Raw genomic sequence first — 20,289 nt, forward strand, 5'->3', positions numbered from 1 at the left:
TCCTTTACAACTTGCCGAGATGCAATACACCTTTCTTGGCGTTGTAACGCTCTGTTGCTTCTTTAATAATCTCGTTGCCGCCTTTGTTCTTGTACTCTTCAATCACCTTCGGCCAATCGGAGATCGGTTCTTTCCCGTATATCATTTTAATCATATGATCAATAATGATCTTCGGAGGTGCGTCTGAGCCTGGCGATGCGGCGTCCGGGAACTTCGCATTCGCTTCGAGATCCGGCGCAAATCCGATTCCGGAGAGCCCTTCCTTCGCCAAAATTGTATCAAACGCATTCAAAATGTAAGGGCCGTTCGGGTCCGTCTGCATTTTCAACCTGTTCACGGTACTCTCATGGGCTGCATGCAGCGTGCCTCGGAAGTCCTGCTCTTCCAGACCTTCCTTCGTGGTCGGCTCCTTATAATTGATTTTACCATCAACAACCGTATACGTATCCCCTTCAACGCCGTAAGTGAAGAACTTGTACGCTTCATCCGAAGACATCCATTCAAAATACTTCACAATCTCCGCTGCTGTCTCCGGCTTCACGTTCTTGTTGATATAGTGCGCGCTCGTCACCGGCAAGTACATCAGATAGCCGCCTTTGCCCTCAGGCCCGATCGGCGATGGGATGACATCGACCTTGGCGCCTTGCACCGCATTTGGAATATTCGTCCGGAAGTCGTTCAAGGAGACGAGATTGGATGACCAAATGCCTACTTCTCCCGCCCGAATCGACTTGAGCCAGTCCGTTGACGAGACCGTTGCAAACTCTTTCGCCATCAAGCCTTCGTCAAGCATCGTTTTGTATACGCTTAAAGCTTTGGTCATATTCTCGACATCAAAAAATTTCGGCACAACTTGACCGTTCACCAGCTCAAACTGCTCCTTATAGGGCAGCACGTCGTATGCGCCGAGAATCGTGTCGGCGTACTTCAGGTTTTCCCTTCCGCCGTACGGATACTTGACTCCCATCTCTTTGAACTTGCGAAGCACGTTCAGAAACTCGTCAACGGTTTTCGGCGGTTGAAGTCCCGCTTTCTCCAGCAGATCTGTTCGAATGAACGTTGTGCGTCGGGACGGATTGTTGAGCCAGTTCGGAATGCCGTAAATTTTGCCATTGTACGAAACCGCTTCCCAAGCTTCCTTCGGCACGTTCTTCATCAAATTCGGCGCATTTTTCTTCAGTAGATCGTCCAGCGGCATGAACATTCCCGCTTCGACGGAGCCCGACATCGCCTTATCGGTCGCAGTACCCAAGCTCCCCACAACATCAGGAATATCGTTACTTGCAAACATGATGCCCATTTTGCTCACTTCGATGACCTTGACAGTCAAGTCCGTGTTCGTAAGCTCTTCCAATTTCTTAACCCACTTGTCGCTGTTAATGTCGACCCGGGTGTGGTAGCCCGTATTCGATGTGGTCGGAAAAGAAATCGAGAACTTCGTCGGCGGCTTTTTCGCCGCTTCCGTCGCAGCCGCCGAAGCCGGCTGCGACGAGCTTGCGGGAGAACTGGTAGAACACCCTGCCAAAACGGTACTGACGGTCAGCAATCCTGCAAGTACGATCCCTGCTGTCTTTTTCAAAAGGAACCCCTTCTTTCTGAGCGTAGTGTGGATGAACGCGTTTCCAAGTTCATCTTACCTAGATGTCGAAAGCTTGAGGATTGGTAATTTTACGATGAACATGTATTTTTTTGTGTTTTATATAAATTATGACTTTACTGAACCAACCATCATCCCTTGAATGAAATGCTTTTGCAGGAAGGGATATACCAGGAGAATCGGCAAGGTAGCCACGACGATAACAGCCATTTTAATCCCCTCTGGCGATAGAAACATCAGCAGCTCCGAAGTGACGTCGGACTGGCCGAACTGATCGGTGAATACAATTTCCCGTAGCCGCACCTGTAAGGGGATCCATTCCCGTACGTTGATGTAATACACGGCCTCGGCATACCGATTCCAGTGCGCAACGGCATACATGATCCCCATTGTCGCCATGGCCGGCTTGGATAACGGAAGCACGATCTTCCACAATACACGGAACTCTCCGCACCCGTCAATTTTTGCAGAATCGAGCAGCTCGACGGGCAGGTTGACGAAGAAGGATCGCATGACGAACAAGTTAAACGAACTGATCGCCATCGGCAGCATCAACGCCCATAACGTATCCAGGAGGCCCAACTGCTTGACCAGCAAATAGTTCGGAATCAATGGTGCGCTGAAAATGAGCGTAATCAAAACCATAATCAGAATAACTTTTCGATACAAATACTCCGGTCGGGATAGCGGATAAGCAAGCGTTGTCGTCATGAACAGATTGATCAACGTCCCGAAAACTGTAATGATCACACTGTTGCGAAAGCCGGTCCAAATCGTCGGATCATTCAAAATCAGCTTATAGCTGCCTAGCGTAAAGCCAACCGGCCATATCCCTACTTTTCCGGCATTAATCGCCACGTTGTTGCTGAACGACTGTGCAATAATGTTAAGCAGGGGGAGAATCATGCTTAAGCCCAAGAGCCCAAGCAGAACAATATTTACAATATTAAAAATTTTATGCCCTCTTGTCATAATCATCGGCGAAATCCTCCTGTCAATGCCGGTTTAATACAAGCCTTCGCCCGTTAATTTTTTGCTGAATATGTTGCTGGTCATGATCAGCACTAAGCCGACAACGGACTTGAACAACCCAATCGCCGTCGTGTAGCTGTATTGGCGGTCAACAAGCCCCGCTCGATAAACGAAAGTATCGATAATTTCCCCATTTTGGTTATTCAATGGATTCAAGAAAACGAATACGCGTTCGAAACCGAAATCCAAAAAGTTTCCGATATGCAGCAGAAACAGGATGACGATGGTCGGCAAGATGCTTGGAAGTGTAATTGCCGTCACTTGCCTCAGCCGGCTTGCTCCATCAATCTGAGCGGCTTCGTACAAATCGGGATTAATGCCGGCCATCGCCGCCAAATAAATAATCGTCCCCCAGCCGCTGTCCTTCCAAACGCCGGAAGCGATGAGAATCGGTCGAATATATTCATTTTCCCCAAGAAAGTAGATCGGATCGATCCCGAAGAGGCCCAGAACATGATTGACAATCCCCGTTGAAGGCGACAATACCCCGACGACGACTCCGCCGACGATAACCCAAGACAAGAAATGCGGCATATACACCACGGTTTGAACGATACGCTTGTAAGCCATAAGGCGCAATTCATTAATCAGCAGCGCCAGTATGATCGGAACCGGAAAAGCGAAGCATAAATCGTACAAACCGATCAGAATCGTATTTTTTAAAATCTGCAAAAACTCGGTGTACTGGAACATCCTATGAAAGTTGTCCAGCCCCACCCACGGGCTGTTCTTAATTCCTTTGAAGATGTTGTAGTTCTGAAAGGCGATCATGGAACCGAACAGCGGGATATATTTAAAGAGCAAGAAATAAATAATTCCCGGAATGGAAATAACGTAGATCGGCCAATGCTTTCGCATGAAAGCCCACTTCTGTCGTTGTGTTGAGAACGTATACATACTTCGATCGGATGCCTGAATTTTACTGGCCATATTCTCCTCCCCTTCGTGCATGCTGCAGCATGATTACTTCTTCATCTTACAGGGGATAGCGGGAGTCAGCGATGGTGAAACTTACTGCGAATTGTGTTTTTTTACGATCAAGGAAAGGGCATTCATTCCGCTTCAAAAATATACGGCTCCGCAGTCCTTTCAAGGACGGGAGCGTTTGCGAACGGTATAGAGCGCTTCGCGGAGGTACTTGCCGAGCAACTGCTTAGCTCGCTATCTCCATGATCGGCAGTCTAACGGTGCAAGAGCGGTTATATCAGGGGAAACGGGGGGAAAGATTGGCTAACTATCAGGGGGCTGTGGAGGTGGAGAGCGGTGGGCGCAGGAATTCCTGCGAAAATGCTGGAATTTTTCACACAAGAGGCGTTTTTTCCAAAATGCCTGCGATAAAGCAGGTTTTTGGAGCTGAGTCCGCTCGAAAAGAGGGTCTCACCAAAAATTCCTGCTGATTCGCAGGAATTGGATCCAAACAGGGGAGGATGGAGGGAATTTCCTGCTTTTTTGCAGCTTTGGAGGCCGTAACTGGCCCGCGATCTTGCGAGCTGTTTCTTGCGGGTCTAGCACCTCATCGCTAACGGGTGCCCTAGCGCTTATTTGGCGCCAAACGTCACTTTTCCAAGGCTAACGGTTGCAGCAGCTGCTATTTGGGCCAAATCGGCCAGATTTCGCAGGTTTTTGAGCAAATAAGCGCCGTGGCAACCGTCACATCTTCCCGTTCGATATAACAAGTCAGAAGCTTGCTCCCTCTTCTCTCCCCCCTATCACTCAGGACAAATTTGCCATTTCCGTTTCGTTCGGAGGGAGGGACTTCAACTTTTCCCATAAAATTGGATGCGTTGCAGGGCAAGTTTAGGCGCTATGCCTCCAAGCCGTAGCGCTTGGCGGCGCTCCGGTACAGCCAGTCTTCGCCAATCTGCAGCGCAGTCTCTTGCTCAATCCAGCCAGCCTCGATCTGCTGCCACAAAAACTCGCTTGCCAACCGCTTAATAACCTTAATTTTGCCGTAGCTCCATTCGATACAGCGGGCGTCGGAGACGATGAGCGAGCTTTTTATCGCCGGCAGCGCCTCTAGTCTGTACTGCATGCTGTCCCGATACGTGCTGGATCGGAAATTGAACCACCAATGGCCGCCAACATGCACATTCGGGAAGTTCCACGCCGCCTGCACGATGTCCAGATTGTTGATCTCTGAAGCGACGACGAGCTCGAACGGACACGCGTACCGCTCGAATAGCGCGGTCAGCTTCAAGATCCGTTCCGGATCGTTCGCCGGCACAGCGGTGCCGCACCAGGAGCGTTCCACGCCAAGGAAGAGCTGGACGAGCATGCCTCGTTGCGCAGCTCCGGCGCCGATCTCGTGCAGCAGTTGGACCATCACTTCGTCCCGGCTGCAGCCCGGCGCAAGGCTGATCGGCTGATTCGCGCTGAGCGCAAGCCGTGGCAAGGTCGTCATGATTCCCCGGCAGCCCATCGCTTGATACGCATCGAGTAAGCTTGCCAGCGCTTCGCGAATGTCCGCGAAAGACTTGGCAGGATCGCTTGAGGCAGCCACCGTGCGGGTCCATTCGCCAATCCTGCCGTCGATGCGCGGAAGGAGGATGGCCGGCTCCCGCATGCCTTGAAAGTCGGCATGTTCCGGAATGTTCACAACGAACCCTCGCGCATGCATGCGATCGGCGACCGATTGCGCCCAGCCCGCCTGCTGCGACGACTGTTGGATGGCAGCATCAAGCGCCAGCACAGACTCGCGATCCTTGGGCTCAATGCCATACAGATCTTGGCAAATATGCGTAAACGCGATATTCATCAGCGTATTTCTTGTCGCTTTATAAGCGCCCAAGAAGGCTGTGATCCTCTCCTCCTCCGGCAGCTCGGCGGCATTCCCCGGATACCCCGCCGCCTGCATTTCGCGGAATAGCCAGAAATAATGCGCGATCTCCCAGAAATCCGCTGCGCACAGCCGATCCCCGACCAGGTGGGTGTGTGTGTCCAGCACGTGCATCTGCATGATTTGTTCAGTAAATGTTTCTTTCGTTAGATCAGCCATTGTTGTTTAGCGCCTCCTTAGCGTAAATGCCTTAAAAGGCATGCAGCACCGAAGGAACGGTATCGTTCTTTCGGTGCTGATGCTCGTTGTCAAGCTTCCCTTGCTTATTCGGCCAAAATGCGGTCGATAAGGGTCAACTCTTCATCGGTAAAATGTAAATTACGAATGGCCGCAATGTTGTCCTCCAGTTGCTGCACTTTGCTCGCGCCGATCAACGCGGACGTGACGAGCCCTTTGCGCAGCACCCACGCAAGCGCCATTTGCGCCAAGCTTTGACCGCGCTCTGCGGCCAGCACATTCAGCTTGCGCGATTTGCCAAGCTTCTCCTCCGTAATGTCTTCCGGACGCAGGAAAACGCTGCCTCCCGCCGCACGGGAATCCGCCGGGATCTCTTTGAGATACCGATCGGTGAGCAGGCCGCGCGCCAGCGGGCTGTAAGCGATGGAGCCAATGCCTTCGCTTGTCAAAACATCCTGAAGCCCTTGCTCCAATCTGCGCTCAAACATGGAATAATGCACCTGATGAATGACGAACGGTGTGCCAAGACGCTTCAAAATAGCCGAGGCCTCCGCTGTCTGCTCCGCATTGTAGTTGGATACGCCGACATAGAGCGCTTTGCCCTGACGGACAGCTTGATCCAGTGCGCCCATGGTTTCTTCCAGCGGCGTTTCCGCGTCAAATCGGTGCGAATAGAAAATATCCACATACTCGAGCCCCATCCGCTTCAAGCTTTGATCCAGGCTCGACAGCATGCTCTTCCGGGAGCCGCGCTCCCCATAAGGGCCTTCCCACATCCGGTATCCCGCTTTCGAAGCAATAATCAGCTCATCGCGGTACGGATGCAGGTCTTTCTTCAAGATCTGGCCGAAGGTTTCTTCCGCCGAGCCCGGCGGCGGTCCGTAATTATTCGCCAAATCAAAGTGTGTAACGCCTAGGTCGAAAGCGCGGCACGCCAGCGCGCGGCTGTTCTCCAACAAATCCGTTCCCCCAAAATTATGCCAGAGGCCAAGCGAAATCGGCGGAAGCTTCAGTCCGCTTTTCCCCGTTTTCCGATAAGGCATCTCGCTATATCGGCTTTCATTTGCTTTGTATACCATCGCAGTTTTCCCCCTTGGCAAGTTAAGCCGTTGTATAGTCAAGCTGAATTGTTGCCAGCCCGGAAGCCGGAATAGCAAGCGGATGAATCCCTTTCGCCAGCGTCATGAGGTCCGTGTGAAGCACATTGCCGCAGCAATCGGCGATCTCAACTCGCGCCTTGGCGGGTTCGTCCCCTGTCACTTCTACGTACAGACCGTCCTCTCTTCTGCCATTGACGACAAACCAAGTCCGTTCGGAACCGCCCGTTTCCAGCGGTACTAGACGATCATGATACGTCACGACAATGCCTTGATCGCCGCGCACGGATTGCACGACCGGATACAGCAGTTCCGGATTGCGTGGCGTCAGGCGGCCTTCCAAGAGCAGATCCCGATGCTTTTTATAAAAAGAAAGCCAATGTCTCAGCATCGCAAGATGCTGCGCCGGGACCCGATCCAGCTCCACCGAGATTTGCGGAACCGAGAACAAAATATTGATCAATTGCAGCGCTGCGCTTTCCACCGGTTCGTCCGGGTGCCACATAATCATATCCGCATGAGCGGCCGTCTCCCCGCAGAGCAGGCGCAAATCGATCGTCCGAACCCGATTCTGAATGCTGTCGTTCGGGCAGTCCGATGCCCGGAACATGTTGCCGTATTTGCGCATCGCAGGGCCGATATACATCTGGCGGAATTCCACCATAATCTCGGGCTTCAACTCGCGCAGGCGAGCGATAGAATCGGTCAGCAGACGATCAACCGCTTCCGGAATCGATTCGTAATCTTTGCCTGGCGTCGTGGAAGGCAGCTGCAGCTCAGGCGAATAGAAGGTATCGATGAAGTCCAGCTTGAAGCCGTCAAGTCCCCACTCCCGGACAGCCGCTTCATATTTCCCGATGATGTATTCGCGCACGTCGGGGTAGCGCGGGTCCAGCACAGCGGCGCCGTGATTCTCGTTGTAACGCAATATTTTATCCTTGAAGCGCTCCCAAACCTGACTGTACTTGCCGATAAACGGCACCGAGTACCATAGAATAAACTTCATGCCCAGATCGTGAATAGCATCTACATGGCGCTTCATATCAGGGAACTTGCCCTCATACGTCTCCCAATCACCGCAATAGGCATAGCCTCTGCCGTGGTCTTCCGTCTGCCAGCCATCATCCACAATGACCGCTTCCATGCCTAGTTCCTTGGCAAGGCGGCACTGCTCCTCAATTTTGCGGTCCGTCACCTGCTGATGCATGCTGTACCAAGTCGAATACATCGGCTCTTTTGCCGTTTCCGGCACAAACGCCGGCGTATAGGCCGGCATCGCGCTCCACCAAGCCTGGACGCCTTGCAGGCACTCGTAATACGGTAGGTCCCGCGTATCCACGAGCAGCTTGGCTTCATACGCTTGCATCGGCACGGCCGCCTCTGTAAAGAGCTGGATGCGGCAGTAGAAATTCGCCGTTTCTTCGCTGATCGCAGCCCGATACTGAACTGTGTTCAGCGCATCGGAATAGGCGAACGTAAGCCTGTTGCGGCCAGCGCTGTTATACAGCGCGTAAACCGGCGCTGATGCTGCCGCATTCGAGCGCCAGCCGCGCATCCAATCCGCCTTGAAACTGCGATTGCGGTCCATCGCGGGATTCCAGCTTGACTGAATATCCCAGGCGGGCTGAGTCCACTCGATGTGGAGCGGAGCGGGTGTAAACGAAGCTTCCGATTGTATGCAGATCGTAATGAGATGCAGATTATCCTCCAGCTTTTCGCCTAGCAAGGAAATGTCCGCTCCAGCAAGTTCTCCGGTTACCGTAAAGGTATGGTGCTCGGTCGTTAGTTGAACGCTCATTCGGCGCCTCCCTTCCGTTGGTTCTTATGCGGGGATGGGCCTGCATGGCACCAGACGGTCACGATTGGATCCTCGAGGCTGGAGTTCAAATGGTGGTCCTCGCCAGGCTCTACAATGACGATATCTCCGGTACCGACGGGGATATGCTCCCCGTTCAGCTCCATCGTCCCGCTTCCCTGCAATATGATAAAAGCTTCGCAATCCCCATGCACATGATAGTCTCTGCCATCCGGACCGTCATTCGTGTGACTGCGCTCCCCCGGCTTGGCGAACGACAAGCCGCCCGAGCTCAAATAGGCGCCCGGCAGCACATCCTGAAGCACGTGCCCGCTCTTTGTATCTTGCAAATCTGTCAATCGCAGCTTGATCATCGCTCATTCCTCCACTTGAATACGATATAGTCGGCTTCGGAAGTCACCCTTCCAAACGGGCAGATGGAGGCCGACGCCCATCAGTTCATCGCCACCCCAGCGCTCCGCAGGCTCCTCCGGCACATCCGGATCGGTAACCCGATAATTGAGGTCAGCGGCCAGCCCTTTCAGCTTCAGCTTCTTGAGCGGCGGGTTCGGCTTCGCAAGCACCTGGAAGTAGACGACGAGCGCTTCCTTCTTGTCTTCCGACACGAACATCCAGGCCGTCTCATTGCCTTCAAACGGACTTAGCAGTCTGTAAAACGCTCCAAATTGGATCAACGAACGAAGCTCCTTGTAAAGGGCAACCTGCCGCTTCATTTCTTCTTTGTCATCCTCGCCGAGCGCCGTTAAATCGAGTTCATAGCCAAAATTGCCAGACATCGCCGCATGCCCGCGCATGGCCAGCGGTGTCGTGCGGTGCACCTGATGATTCGGCACAGCGGAGACATGCGCGCCCATCGTAGAAATCGGGTAAACAAGGCTTGTGCCGTACTGAATTTTCAAGCGCTCCACGGCGTCGGTATTGTCGCTCGTCCACGTCTGCGGCATGTAGTAGAGCATCCCGGGATCGAATCTTCCGCCTCCGCCCGAGCAGCTTTCGAACAACACATGCGGGAATGCAGCGGTAAGCTGCTCGAGAACGTCATAGAGCCCAAGCATATACCGATGCGCCGTTTCTCGCTGACGATCAGGCGGCAGCAGCGCCGAGCCGATCTCTGTCATGTTGCGGTTCATGTCCCACTTCACATAGGTGATCGGGCTGCTTGTCAAGATGCCGCTAATCGCCTGCACAATGTATTCCCGCACATCCCGGCGAGAAAAATCGAGCACCAGTTGCTTTCGCCCCTCGGTTCTGCGCCGTCCCGGAACATGCAGGCACCAGTCAGGGTGCGCACGATACAGCTCACTGTCCGGCGACACCATCTCCGGCTCGAACCAAAGGCCGAAGGCCAGTTCCTGCGCCTTGACGCGCTCGGCTAAATCCGCCATGCCACCAGGCAGCTTGGCAGCGTCGACGAACCAATCGCCAAGCGAACTAGCGTCGCTGTCGCGTTTGCCGAACCAGCCATCGTCCAGCACGAGCAGCTCTAGCCCGAGCTTCCGCCCTTCCACCGCGAGTGCTTCTATTTTATCTGCGTTAAACTGAAAATACGTCGCTTCCCAATTGTTGATCAGAATTGGACGATGGCGATCGCGGAAGCTACCCCTGCACAGCCGCGTGCGGTACAACCGATGATACGTCTGCGACATGCCGCCAAGCCCTTCCGCGGAGTAGACCATCACCGCTTCCGGCGTCTGGAACTGTTCGCCGGGCTCAAGCAGCCAGCTGAAATCGAAAGGGTTGATCCCCATCGCAACTCGGGTGGTGCCGTAAGGATCCACCTCCGCTTGCGCAAGGAAGCTGCCGCTGTATACGAGGCTGAAGCCGTAGACGTCCCCGTGATCCTCGTCGGCTTCCGGCGACAGCAGTGCGATAAACGGATTAAGCGAGTGGCTGCTGCTGCCGCGACGGCTCTCAATGACGGTCCCCCCTGCGCTCAGCGGACGCCTTTCAATATGCCGTTCGCGCGCCCACGTGCCCGATAGATGCAGTTCCTCGAATTCAGCATGCGGCAAATCGAGACTACAGCTAAGTGCCCTAAGCAGTTTGATTGGCGTTTCGCCCTCATAAACAAAACGGGCGGAACGCACAATCGCATCCATGTCATGATAAACCGTGTAGGTCAAGATGACGTTTAAACCGATAATTGCGTCGGATAGTGTAATTTCCAAGCTCTCCGCTTCGTTTTCCGATTCAACATAAGTAGCGGGAAGTCCTTTAAGCCCAAGCTTTCCAGGATATATGCGATGCGAAGCGTACAGAAGTTCGCTGACTGTCGAGCCGTTCCCGGTCTGCACCTGATACGCGGGCATGCGGAAGTCGCTCCCGCCAAAGGCCGGATACTCCTGCGGCAGTGTATCCAAGGACAGCGAAAGGTCGTTCGGATCCGTTGACGGTGAGAACGAGCAGCGGCGTCTTCGTGTAAGCAGACTGCCGATGTTCGTTCCTCGCACCTTCGCCCCCCAATGGACATGCGCCAAATAACCGGGTGAAACGAGCTGCATAATATAACTGGATGCTTTTCCTTGCAAATGAAACGTTTGTGTTGCCGGATCGAACGTAATCGCCATCAGGCTTCTCCTTCCGCTCTCTTACACCTTAAGTTTTTTCCATGCCATCCGTTTATAACGGAGATAAATGAGATGAGAACGCAAAAATTGATCGCAAGCGACTGCACTCCATAAACCGATCATGCCCCAGCCGAAAATGTACACGAAGACGAAGCTGAGCACGACCCGCACGCCCCAGACGCCGATCATCGTGGAATAGAGCGGGTAACGGGTGTCGCCCGCTCCGCGTAAAGCGCCGCCTACGATGAACTGGGAAATCTGGGACACCTGAATACAACCGACGATGCGAAGCGCCCAGGTGCCTTCGCGGATCATGGTGGCGTCGTTCGTGTACAAGCTTAAAATTTGCGGCGCGAACCCGATAAAGATTGCGCCGACCACCGCAGCCAGCGCCATACCGTACTTGCGGACCTGCCGCACGTACCGCTCGGCAAGCTCCGCTTTGCCGACGCCGAGCGACTGCCCGACCAGTGTCGAGGCTGCGATGGCAAAAGCCGCCCCCGGCATGAAGGACAGGCCGATCACGTTCGTCACCAACTGGGAGGCGGCGATCGCTGTTGTGCCGAGTCCTGCGCCGATCTTGACGAACGTCATGATACCGAGCCGCATGACAAGCTGCTCCAGACTCGCCGGGATGCCGATTTTCAGCATGCGGCCGATCGTCTTTTTGTCGAAACGGCTTATGTCCCGCCAGCTTAAGGCTAGCTCGAACTTTCCGCTAAACATGACCAACAGAAAGGTCAGCATCGCACCGAACTGAACGGTGAGGGTGGCGGCAGCGGCACCGGTCGTTCCCAATGCCGGCAAACCAAGATGGCCGTAGATGAATACAAAGCCAAGCGATACCGATACATACGCGGAAGCGACATTGATTTTCATCGGCGTGCGTGTGTCGCCAGCTCCCCGCAATATGGCGGATAAGGACGACGACACGCTGGAGAAGGCGACCGAAATAAACATTAACCGGGCATACGTCAGCCCCTCCTGTACGACAGCGGCATCCGCCCCCATCATGCCAAGCAGCTTCCCGACGAAGAGCAGACCAACCAGCATAATGACGGCGGAAAGCATCGTGCCGAGCAGCAGCGATTGCCCCGCGGCCCGATTGGCGTCTTCCCGCCGGCCACTGCCAACAGAACGGGCCACAATCACGGTCGTACCGGTATTGAGTGCCGCAAAGATCACGGTCATGAGCGCGTAGATCTGGCTTGTGAATCCAACGGCGGCGACAGACGCCGTACCGAGATGTCCGACAAAAATCATCATCATCATCTGTGTCAGATTAATTAGCAGCATCTCGACAAGCGAAGGTCCTGCCAACGTGAAAATCATCTTTCTGACGGCGCGCCCGTCCTCTGGATCGATCATGACCGCTTCGCTATAAGACTGGGTTCTGTCTTCTCTGCCGGCCTCTTCTCCCAGCTTAAGTCCCGTACTCATCGCAGGCCGCCTTTACAGCTTCCAACCTGGCAGGTAGGCCTTCGTATTGTGCAGCATGCGGTCAAATAGCTCCTCCGCCTGCGACACGCCGATCGTTACCAGCGGATCGCTTACGAACGCTTGGAACGCAAGCGCTTTATCCTTCTTCAGTGCAGCTTGAAGAATCAGTTCTTGATTCATCGCGTGCTGCAGCACTTGGTTATGAACAGCCAGCGGAAGCTTGCCTGCATAAACCGGACGCAAGCTATTTGCCGAGAAGACGGCATTCGTCTCCACGACGACGCCGTGCGGAATGCCTTCCATTTGCCCGACGTTTGGCACATTGACATTGGTTACGAACGACTGCAGGCCAATCAATCCTTTCAATTGCCGCACTTCTTCTTCGCCGGATGCCTTCAGCGGGAGTTTCTCTTCACCCGACAGCAGCTTGCCGTAATAGTCCGCTGTAGCCGCGTTCTTTTCAATCCGGCTCTGCACGGTAGTTAGACCGAATTTCCAGTCATATACCGTGTCTGGATTTTTTAAATACCAAGGCGGCATAAACTCTGCCAAATGACGATCTCCTGCAGCTGCAATGACGCCATAGCGCCGGAACAGATCGAATTTCACGCGGTTGGCCGAAGTGTACGGATTCGTCTTCCAGGCGTCTTTGTTATGCTCGAAGCCTGTTTCATAGTAGCGATCCACAAATTCGCTGTACATCGGCAGCAGGTCCGTACCGAGATATGTCGCTTGATCAATCCAGGTAAAATGATTCAGACCCAGTACATTCACTTTAATCTGATCGCGGTGCAGCCCATCGATCCCCTCCATATCCTTCAGCATGCGGATCAGCAGGCTTTGCGTACCGAAAATCTCATGGCAGCAGCCGAACGCTTTGATTTTCGGGAAAACCTCGTAGAGTGTGCGCGTGCACAATGTCATGGGGTTCGTATAGTTGAACACCCAAGCATCCGGCGAGTATCGTTCAATCGCTTGCGCCAATTCGACGTACATCGGAATCGTGCGCAAGGCTCGGATAAGCCCGCCCGGTCCCGTCGTATCACCAACCGCTTGGTAAATGCCGTATTTTTCAGGCTCATGTACGTCTGAATTCATTTCCTGAAACGTGCCCGGCAAAATAGAAATAAAGACGAAATCGCACCCCGTCAACGCTTCTTGCAGGGTAGGATACGCCTTATACTGCCACTTGGCATTGGCTTCCGGGTAGTCGGATACCGAATTGCCCAATTTCTCATTGTGACGTGCCTTGTTATAGTCGAGGTCGTACAAGCGAACTGTCCCCGAAAGCTGATCATCGAGCGCTAAATCCGCAATCAGATTTTTGGCCCAGTACATCGAGCCCCCACCGATATAAGCGATTTGAATCTCACTGACTTTTCCACTCGCAAATTTCATGTTGCCCTCCTTGATATCGTTCCAGTTATCCATGTAACTCCTGAACGAATTGAACATCTTGTCGCTCTCAGTATAGGCAACGAACCTCATTTGGGGGATGGCAAAACTTCAGCAGGGTTGTGATTTTTTACACTTTATTTAGAGACAATAAAAAGACGCTACTTGACATTCCGTCAAGAGCGCCTTCTTCCGCTTATTGATTATAAATGCGATACAAGAGAACGGCGACTTCAGCGCGTGTAGCCGATTTCAGTGGCTCCAGTTGGCTTCCGCTTCCTTGAATCAGCTTGTGGTTCAGCAGTTGTGCAATACTTTCTTCGGCATAGGCGGCGATCGCCTGATGATCCGTAAAGCCTTCAAGCGCAGTAGGAACAGCCGCAGCCGTCAAAGTGCCTGCCTGTTTCAGTGCCCGTGCAACCATCGTCATCATGTCCTGACGGGTGATGCGCTCATTCGGGGCGAAGCGATTCTCTTCCTTGCCATTTACGATACCGAGTGCTTTTGCAATGAGCACCTCATGATAGAAGAAATCGGACACCTGCACATCGGCAAAGCTTGCCGATGTTTTCGCTGACAAGCTCAACGTCCTCATTAACAATGCAATGAATTCTCCTCGTGTAACCGCAGATCCCGGATCAAAGCTTTGATCCGATTTGCCTTGGATGATCCCTTTGGCGGCAAGCACTTCAATTTCATGAGATGCCCAGTCGTAGCCCTTTAAGTCCCCAAAGTCTCGCTCAACGTATCCAACCGCATACTTGCTGAAATGGGTGGTCGTAAACGTCACCCTTCCACTGGATGCATCGTACTTCCCGCTTGGAACAGGAATTGCTTTTCCTGTGTCGTCTACGTACCAGATCATGATATGCTCAGGATTACTAAGCTCCTCCGCCGTCGGCTTATATGGAATCGCAATCTGTACCGGGGCCGCCGGATCGTTGAATCCCTTCGGCTTACCGTCCACGAGTAAGGTGACATCAATCAAAGGTCTATCGCCGATCTGCTGTCGGACCGCAGGTGAAAGCAACGTGCGGTCGGCTGCTGCAACCTTTAGCTTCACTTCGTTGGCAGCACTCAGCTCATGGCTTGCAAACATGTTGCCCGGCAGCGTCACAATGCCCAGATCAGAACGGATCTCAGTCGTGCTGTCTGCCTTGCCGCTGCTGATGGAGGCCGGGGAAATCGTCGCCAGGTAAGCTTGCTCACCGGGCACAAGTGTCGCTTCAATAATGTTGTGCCCACTCTCAGCGCCCTTGCCTGGACCAGTTTCTGTACCTGAACCCGGGTACGTATCTGAACCAGGGTCCGTGTTTGAATCAGGATCAGAATCCGAACCAGGATCCGGATCTGCCGGAACACCAAGCGTCGTTACCTGCAGCGGCAATCCGCCAAGCGTTTCATATACAGCACCATAGACAGACTCATTGACAGCTCTAACCCTGAAGTTATACGTTGTCGCAGGCAGTAAGCCTGTGACCTGAAACTGGTATACGTTTGACGGAACGGTTGCGACTTTCGCTTCGCCCTGATATACCTGATAGCTTTCAGCAGGTATAGTGGTTGTTGCGCCTGTCCAATTCAGCTGCGTTCCGGTCCCCGTCGTGTTGGAGGCACTCAGCGTTGAATTGCCTGTAAATGAGATTGGACCATACGCCTTCACTTCGTTGACATTAATATCCCCATCGACTTCATCGACCGTAAACTTGATGTATCTGGCATGAATTGGCGCCGGCAGCGTCAAGCTCTCGGCAATTTGCGTGATTGCAGGATTGCCGTATTTCCCTTGTGCTACCCGGTCATCGGTCACGATTTTCGTCCATTTGGCACTGTTCGGATCCTTGAAAGCATCTCCGTCGGTCGCGTAGTAAAACGAAACTTTCTTCAGCTTGTTCTGATAGCTGTAGTATTCCAGCGTATTGACCGGTGTAACGGCCCCAATGTCCACCATCATCCAGGCCGTGGTGGAGCCTTTTAACGCCACCCATCGCGACCCATCGTTGTTGTCCAGCGCTTTGCTTGCGCTGTAGCTGCTGGTATCATCGTTCCACACCCTTGGATACTGGACTTCCTTGTTATAGAGCAAATTGTCCGATCCGTGCTGAATACCGGCCGTTACCACTGAGGCTTGGGCAGCTTGGGCGGATAACGCTCCTCTGCGAATCGCATAGATTTTCACTTGATACGAGGTGCCCGGCGCTAAATCCTTTAGCTTATACGAGGTGCCTGCATACTCGTCCGCTACAATGCGTTCGACAGCGTCCGTCACCAGGGACACCCGATAGCTTTGCGCATCAGCGACAGGCTCCCAGGCAACGCTAATCGTCTTATCTGTAGAAGCCGTAACGGTTGCAGAAGCCGGCGGATTCGGAATAATCGGACTGCCGTCCGTTTGCAGCGTATGCACTTCGCTTTCCGCCGACATCAGCGGCTTGAAGGAATAGGGATCGTTGTACACGTTGCGCACAGATAAATTGTACACGGCTCCAGGGTCAAGATTCGTAAAGGTGTAGCTATTTCCTTCTACATTGTCGACCAATACTTTGCCGTTATCGTAAATGACAAAATGATCGGACGGCACATCATCCCACGAAATCGTCGCTTGCGAACCCGTCGTGTACGCGACTTGAACATTTTTCGCTTTTTGCGGAGCGTTATAGATCTCGAGTTCAGTAATGCGTGGCGGCCCCGTCATCGTGAAGGTGGGAATGCCATTTGTTGTCCCTGCGCTATTGGAGCCTGAACCATTCTCAACATACAGCTTAATGTAACGGGATGAGTACGTTGTATCTAAGTCAATCGTATATGTTTTATTCGCCGTATCTTCGCCTCCGCTGTTCGGGCCGCTGTACGTAAAAACCGGGCTTGCGCTGAATGGAATCGAATTCAACGTGCTCTCTGTATGATCGGTCTCATCGTCCGATATCCACATATTCATTGTTTTGAGCCGGGCTGTTTTCATAAAAAGCTTGAGCTGACTGAAGGTCATCTTCTTCCCGAGATCCACGACAACGGACCCCTTCTTGGAGCTCTCCGTACCGATCCAGCTCAGATCGCCCAAGGCAGAATTGTTGTCTTGAGGCACTGCCGTTAAGTTCGAATACACAACCGGATCGATTTGGACACCATCGACAAGTCGCTCAGCGTGCGCATTCGCCAGTTGCATGGCATTACCTGATGTAGCGCCAAAATTGTACGCCTTTTTGCCGTAAGCCAAATTCACGGGTGACACGTCAGCAGCTGCTTTGTACAGCGTGATATCGGAAAGATAGATTTTGGCATCCTTCACGTTCGGGTTGGATTTATCCGCTTTCCGGTAAATCCCCCATTTCGGACGGTTGATCATGTTCGGTATCGCCGGATATGGCCCTTCGAATGTGTTGCCGTTGTATTTAATTTCCGGTCTGCGCCAAACGTCCAGCACCCGGTCAGGGTCATCATACGCCATCAGCACCTCGCCCGTCAGCGCATCTTTCATCTGCATCGTGACCCAACCGTATTCGGAATTCAAAATTTTCACCGTAATATCGAGCCATCTGTCCTTGATGTTGTCTAATGGAATGCTGGCCAGCGTTTCCTGACCTGCATCCGTTCCGATATCCGCGTACCGGAATTCGAGGTTCTGCTTCGCTGAAGAGGAAATCGTAAACGTCAGGATCGGATTGCCGTCTTCCGAACTTGAGAAATTAGGGAAGTTAGCCTTATCGTGAAGCGGCAAATCTTGAACGCCTGCCCCCAGCGAATTGTAAGCTTTATACTGAAAAATATGAAAAAAGCCATCCGGCTTCGGAATATCTTTGTCAATTTTGAGATTCCAATGATACGCCGTAATATCATTCTCAAGGCCGATGCGATCCCGGCTTTCCTCCGGCGGTCTGATTTCAATGCGTTGGCGGTCATCATTGCCGCCAGACCAAGTCCCTGTCTCGCTATTGTAAGTCGCATTATGCAAATAACAGGAGAGACAATCACTTCCGTTAACTTCCACCTTGAATACGTCTTTTCGCAAGACCGGATCATAATAATTGGCCACATGTCGCGCCGCTTCCTCGCCCATGATGGCACGCGCCGTTTTAGTTGCGCCTTCCACCGGGTTGTCAGTCCCAAATGCTTCACCAAAAACATCATAAGGTGATCGGTTCGGATCCGCTTGAACCGTCACCGAGTTACCGCCATGGCTGGCGATAAAAGCCGGATCCAGGATATCTTGTTGCGTGGCGGCAGCAGCTTTCGAAAGCATTGCGCCTGGCCATGGTGCCAGTTCCAGCACAACGGCCAATGCCAGTCCGACAGAGATAATTTTCTTTATTCGCTTCGATGCAATCATGTGTTGTTTTGCTCCTTCCACTCCAAAGTCGTGATGTGCAAACGAACGGGCGTTCACACATGTGAACGCCGTTGGATCACCTTTGGAGGCTCCTTGATTTACTTGATAATTTGAATGTTGGCGAATTGAATTTTCGCTTCCGGCATGTTGTCATAAATTTTGCGGTAAATGCCCCACTTCGGCCGATTAATGGTAGCTCCCTCCCGCCAGTTATCCTTGGTGCCGCTGTAGGACATGAGCACGGTGCCATCCAATTTCTTCAGTGTCATGTTGATGGAACCGCTATCCGTATGCTTGACGGTGACGGATGCTTCCACCCACTGGCCGTCAATATTGGAGAAAGCTGTCTGCGCTAAGGTCTCCACTTGGTCCATCGTGGCGCCGATAGGACTGTGTCGGAATTTGAGATACCCCCCCTCCAACGAGAAGGTCAAAATCGGTGCTCCATCATCCCCGTCCTGCGCCTTCAATTGGAAGATATGATGAAAGTTGCCTGATGGCGGCATTGGATATGGGCTCACGGCTCTAAACTGCCACTTGTAGGTGGTGGTCTCCCCTTGGCTTGCCTTCACATTACTTGGAGAGCTCTTGTAGGCTTTCATTTCAACCCGCTGGCGATCTGTATTGCTGCCGTCCAAAGCTGCCGTGTCCGAAGCGGTGCCGACCTTAATCTGCAAAACATTGCCGACGTGCGTGGAAGTCGATTCATATAAATGGCCAGAATCGGTAGGTCCGTCTACGGGATCCGATCCCAGATATTGCTGTAATATCGCTAAAGCACTTAATCCTGTATTCGGCCCGTCGGAATTAATCGTTACCGTAGAAGCATAAACCGTTGTTGCAATAACAAATGAACTAACAAGCGTGGTGCTCAGTGTGATCCATTTTAAGCGTTTTTTCATTATCTTCCCTCCAAATAAATAGTCAGATAGAAAATAAATCAATAGCCGGAACGTCTTCCGTCTACAAGTCGCAAGCGCTTACAAATTAATCTTACGATAGCTATCGAAATTGGAATATGTGGTATTTTATGGTCTGCTGTGTTTTATTTAAAATCTTCTTGCCAATCATCGCAGCTTCTACTTAATGATCTGGAAATTAGCGAATTGAATGTCAGCTGTCGGCATGCCCGTTGTGATTTTACGGTAAATTCCCCACTTCGGTCGGACGATGTCCGCCCCGCTTCTCCACATATCCTTAGTGCCGCTATAGGACATGAGTGTATTGCCGCTGGATACGTCTTTCAGTGTCATACTCAGGCTACCACTGTCGCTAGCCTTGAATTTGACTGTTGCTTCCACCCACTTGCCGACGATATTGGACTTTGGAGTTTGCGCAAGCGTAGTAAGCGGACCGTTCGGGCTGTGGCGGAAGACGAGGTTATTCCCATCCAAGGTAAAAGTGAGAATCGGATCGGCTTCCTCCGTCCCATTTTTCGCTTTAATCTGGAAAATATGACAAAACGATGATTGTCCGAAGTCGTTCATGACTCTGAAAAGCCATTTGTAGGTGACTGTTTCGTTTTGCTTGGCCACAACGTTATCCGGCGATTTGTCATAGCCTTTGAGCTCCACCCGTTGGCGGTCGGTGTTGTCGCCATCATAATCGCCGCTATCATTCAAGTGGAAATTGAATACATTTCCGACGCTCGCAGAAGTCGTTTCACGAATGTGCACAGAATCCGTAGGCCCGTCAACAGGGCTCGGTCCGAAGTATTGCTTGAAAATTTCCAATGCTGATTTTCCCGTATTCGGGCCGTCCGAATTCATTGTAACCGTTCCGGCAAATGCCGTTGCGCTGAATGTGATCGTCGATAGCAGCGCGACTCCCGCCATCATGCCTTTATAACTTTTCTTCATATCATATTCCTCCAACATTAGATTTGGTCAGATAGAAACGAAGGATGCTGTAGGCAGAACGTCTTCCACCCCTATATCGCAAGCGCTTACAAAAATAATCTTACGCTAAACAATTAAATTGGAATATGTGGTATTTTATGGTTGGC

Annotated in this window: 13 protein-coding genes; all 13 read right to left on the bottom strand. The window is 52.3% G+C overall.

The features are described from left to right. Positions 1-4: 4 nt before the first annotated feature. Positions 5-1,579 carry an extracellular solute-binding protein gene (locus EJQ19_RS23205; protein ID WP_126143627.1) on the bottom strand — a complete coding sequence of 525 codons (1,575 nt, stop codon included), beginning with the start codon at positions 1,577-1,579 and terminating at the stop codon, positions 5-7. Positions 1,580-1,705: 126 nt separating this feature from the next. Then, positions 1,706-2,575, bottom strand: coding sequence for a carbohydrate ABC transporter permease (locus EJQ19_RS23210; protein ID WP_126143628.1), 870 nt, complete (start codon positions 2,573-2,575; stop codon positions 1,706-1,708). Positions 2,576-2,602: 27 nt separating this feature from the next. Continuing rightward, the gene (locus EJQ19_RS23215) at positions 2,603-3,559 is read right to left on the bottom strand and encodes an ABC transporter permease (protein ID WP_126143629.1); all 957 of its coding nucleotides are present in this window, start codon (positions 3,557-3,559) and stop codon (positions 2,603-2,605) included. Between the two features lie 874 nt (positions 3,560-4,433). Beyond that, positions 4,434-5,624 carry a glucuronate isomerase gene (locus tag EJQ19_RS23220; RefSeq protein WP_126143630.1) on the bottom strand — a complete coding sequence of 397 codons (1,191 nt, stop codon included), beginning with the start codon at positions 5,622-5,624 and terminating at the stop codon, positions 4,434-4,436. 104 nt (positions 5,625-5,728) lie between these two features. Further along, entirely contained in the window at positions 5,729-6,721 is a 993-nt protein-coding gene (locus tag EJQ19_RS23225) for an aldo/keto reductase (protein WP_126143631.1), read from the bottom strand. Positions 6,722-6,743: 22 nt separating this feature from the next. Next, positions 6,744-8,537 (bottom strand): glycoside hydrolase family 36 protein, encoded by a 1,794-nt coding sequence (locus tag EJQ19_RS23230; RefSeq protein ID WP_126143632.1) that lies wholly within the window; start codon positions 8,535-8,537, stop codon positions 6,744-6,746. Next, positions 8,534-8,908, bottom strand: a complete 375-nt coding sequence (locus EJQ19_RS23235; protein WP_126143633.1) for a cupin domain-containing protein — start codon at positions 8,906-8,908, stop codon at positions 8,534-8,536. Before EJQ19_RS23235 ends, EJQ19_RS23230 begins: the two co-directional genes overlap by 4 nt. Before the next feature lie 3 nt (positions 8,909-8,911). Continuing rightward, complete coding sequence (locus EJQ19_RS23240; RefSeq protein ID WP_126143634.1) at positions 8,912-11,122, bottom strand: alpha-galactosidase; 2,211 nt, start codon at positions 11,120-11,122, stop codon at positions 8,912-8,914. 21 nt (positions 11,123-11,143) lie between these two features. Next, a complete protein-coding gene (locus EJQ19_RS23245; RefSeq protein WP_126143635.1) occupies positions 11,144-12,562 on the bottom strand; it encodes an MATE family efflux transporter in 1,419 nt (472 codons plus the stop codon). Between the two features lie 12 nt (positions 12,563-12,574). After that, positions 12,575-13,960, bottom strand: a complete 1,386-nt coding sequence (locus tag EJQ19_RS23250; protein WP_126143636.1) for a family 4 glycosyl hydrolase — start codon at positions 13,958-13,960, stop codon at positions 12,575-12,577. A 193-nt stretch (positions 13,961-14,153) separates the two neighbouring features. Continuing rightward, on the bottom strand, positions 14,154-18,284 hold the full coding sequence (locus EJQ19_RS23255; protein WP_126143637.1) for a fibronectin type III domain-containing protein: 4,131 nt from the start codon (positions 18,282-18,284) through the stop codon (positions 14,154-14,156). A gap of 98 nt (positions 18,285-18,382) precedes the next feature. Next, on the bottom strand, positions 18,383-19,186 hold the full coding sequence (locus EJQ19_RS23260) for a heparin lyase I family protein (RefSeq protein WP_126143638.1): 804 nt from the start codon (positions 19,184-19,186) through the stop codon (positions 18,383-18,385). 177 nt (positions 19,187-19,363) lie between these two features. Beyond that, positions 19,364-20,143 (bottom strand): heparin lyase I family protein, encoded by a 780-nt coding sequence (locus EJQ19_RS23265; protein WP_164716684.1) that lies wholly within the window; start codon positions 20,141-20,143, stop codon positions 19,364-19,366. Positions 20,144-20,289: the final 146 nt, after the last annotated feature.

It is taken from the genome of Paenibacillus whitsoniae (assembly GCF_003955665.1).
GTDB classification, from domain to species: domain Bacteria; phylum Bacillota; class Bacilli; order Paenibacillales; family NBRC-103111; genus Paenibacillus_E; species Paenibacillus_E whitsoniae.

Excerpts from the sequence above, each read along its gene's own strand:
- EJQ19_RS23235 (WP_126143633.1), bottom strand. The coding sequence starts at position 8,908 with ATGATCAAGCTGCGATTGACAGATTTGCAAGATACAAAGAGCGGGCAC.
- EJQ19_RS23210 (WP_126143628.1), bottom strand. The coding sequence starts at position 2,575 with ATGATTATGACAAGAGGGCATAAAATTTTTAATATTGTAAATATTGTT.
- EJQ19_RS23240 (WP_126143634.1), bottom strand. The coding sequence starts at position 11,122 with ATGGCGATTACGTTCGATCCGGCAACACAAACGTTTCATTTGCAAGGA.
- EJQ19_RS23220 (WP_126143630.1), bottom strand. The coding sequence starts at position 5,624 with ATGGCTGATCTAACGAAAGAAACATTTACTGAACAAATCATGCAGATG.
- EJQ19_RS23250 (WP_126143636.1), bottom strand. The coding sequence starts at position 13,960 with ATGAAATTTGCGAGTGGAAAAGTCAGTGAGATTCAAATCGCTTATATC.
- EJQ19_RS23245 (WP_126143635.1), bottom strand. The coding sequence starts at position 12,562 with ATGAGTACGGGACTTAAGCTGGGAGAAGAGGCCGGCAGAGAAGACAGA.
- EJQ19_RS23230 (WP_126143632.1), bottom strand. The coding sequence starts at position 8,537 with ATGAGCGTTCAACTAACGACCGAGCACCATACCTTTACGGTAACCGGA.
- EJQ19_RS23265 (WP_164716684.1), bottom strand. The coding sequence starts at position 20,143 with ATGAAGAAAAGTTATAAAGGCATGATGGCGGGAGTCGCGCTGCTATCG.
- EJQ19_RS23255 (WP_126143637.1), bottom strand. The coding sequence starts at position 18,284 with ATGATTGCATCGAAGCGAATAAAGAAAATTATCTCTGTCGGACTGGCA.
- EJQ19_RS23225 (WP_126143631.1), bottom strand. The coding sequence starts at position 6,721 with ATGGTATACAAAGCAAATGAAAGCCGATATAGCGAGATGCCTTATCGG.
- EJQ19_RS23260 (WP_126143638.1), bottom strand. The coding sequence starts at position 19,186 with ATGAAAAAACGCTTAAAATGGATCACACTGAGCACCACGCTTGTTAGT.
- EJQ19_RS23215 (WP_126143629.1), bottom strand. The coding sequence starts at position 3,559 with ATGGCCAGTAAAATTCAGGCATCCGATCGAAGTATGTATACGTTCTCA.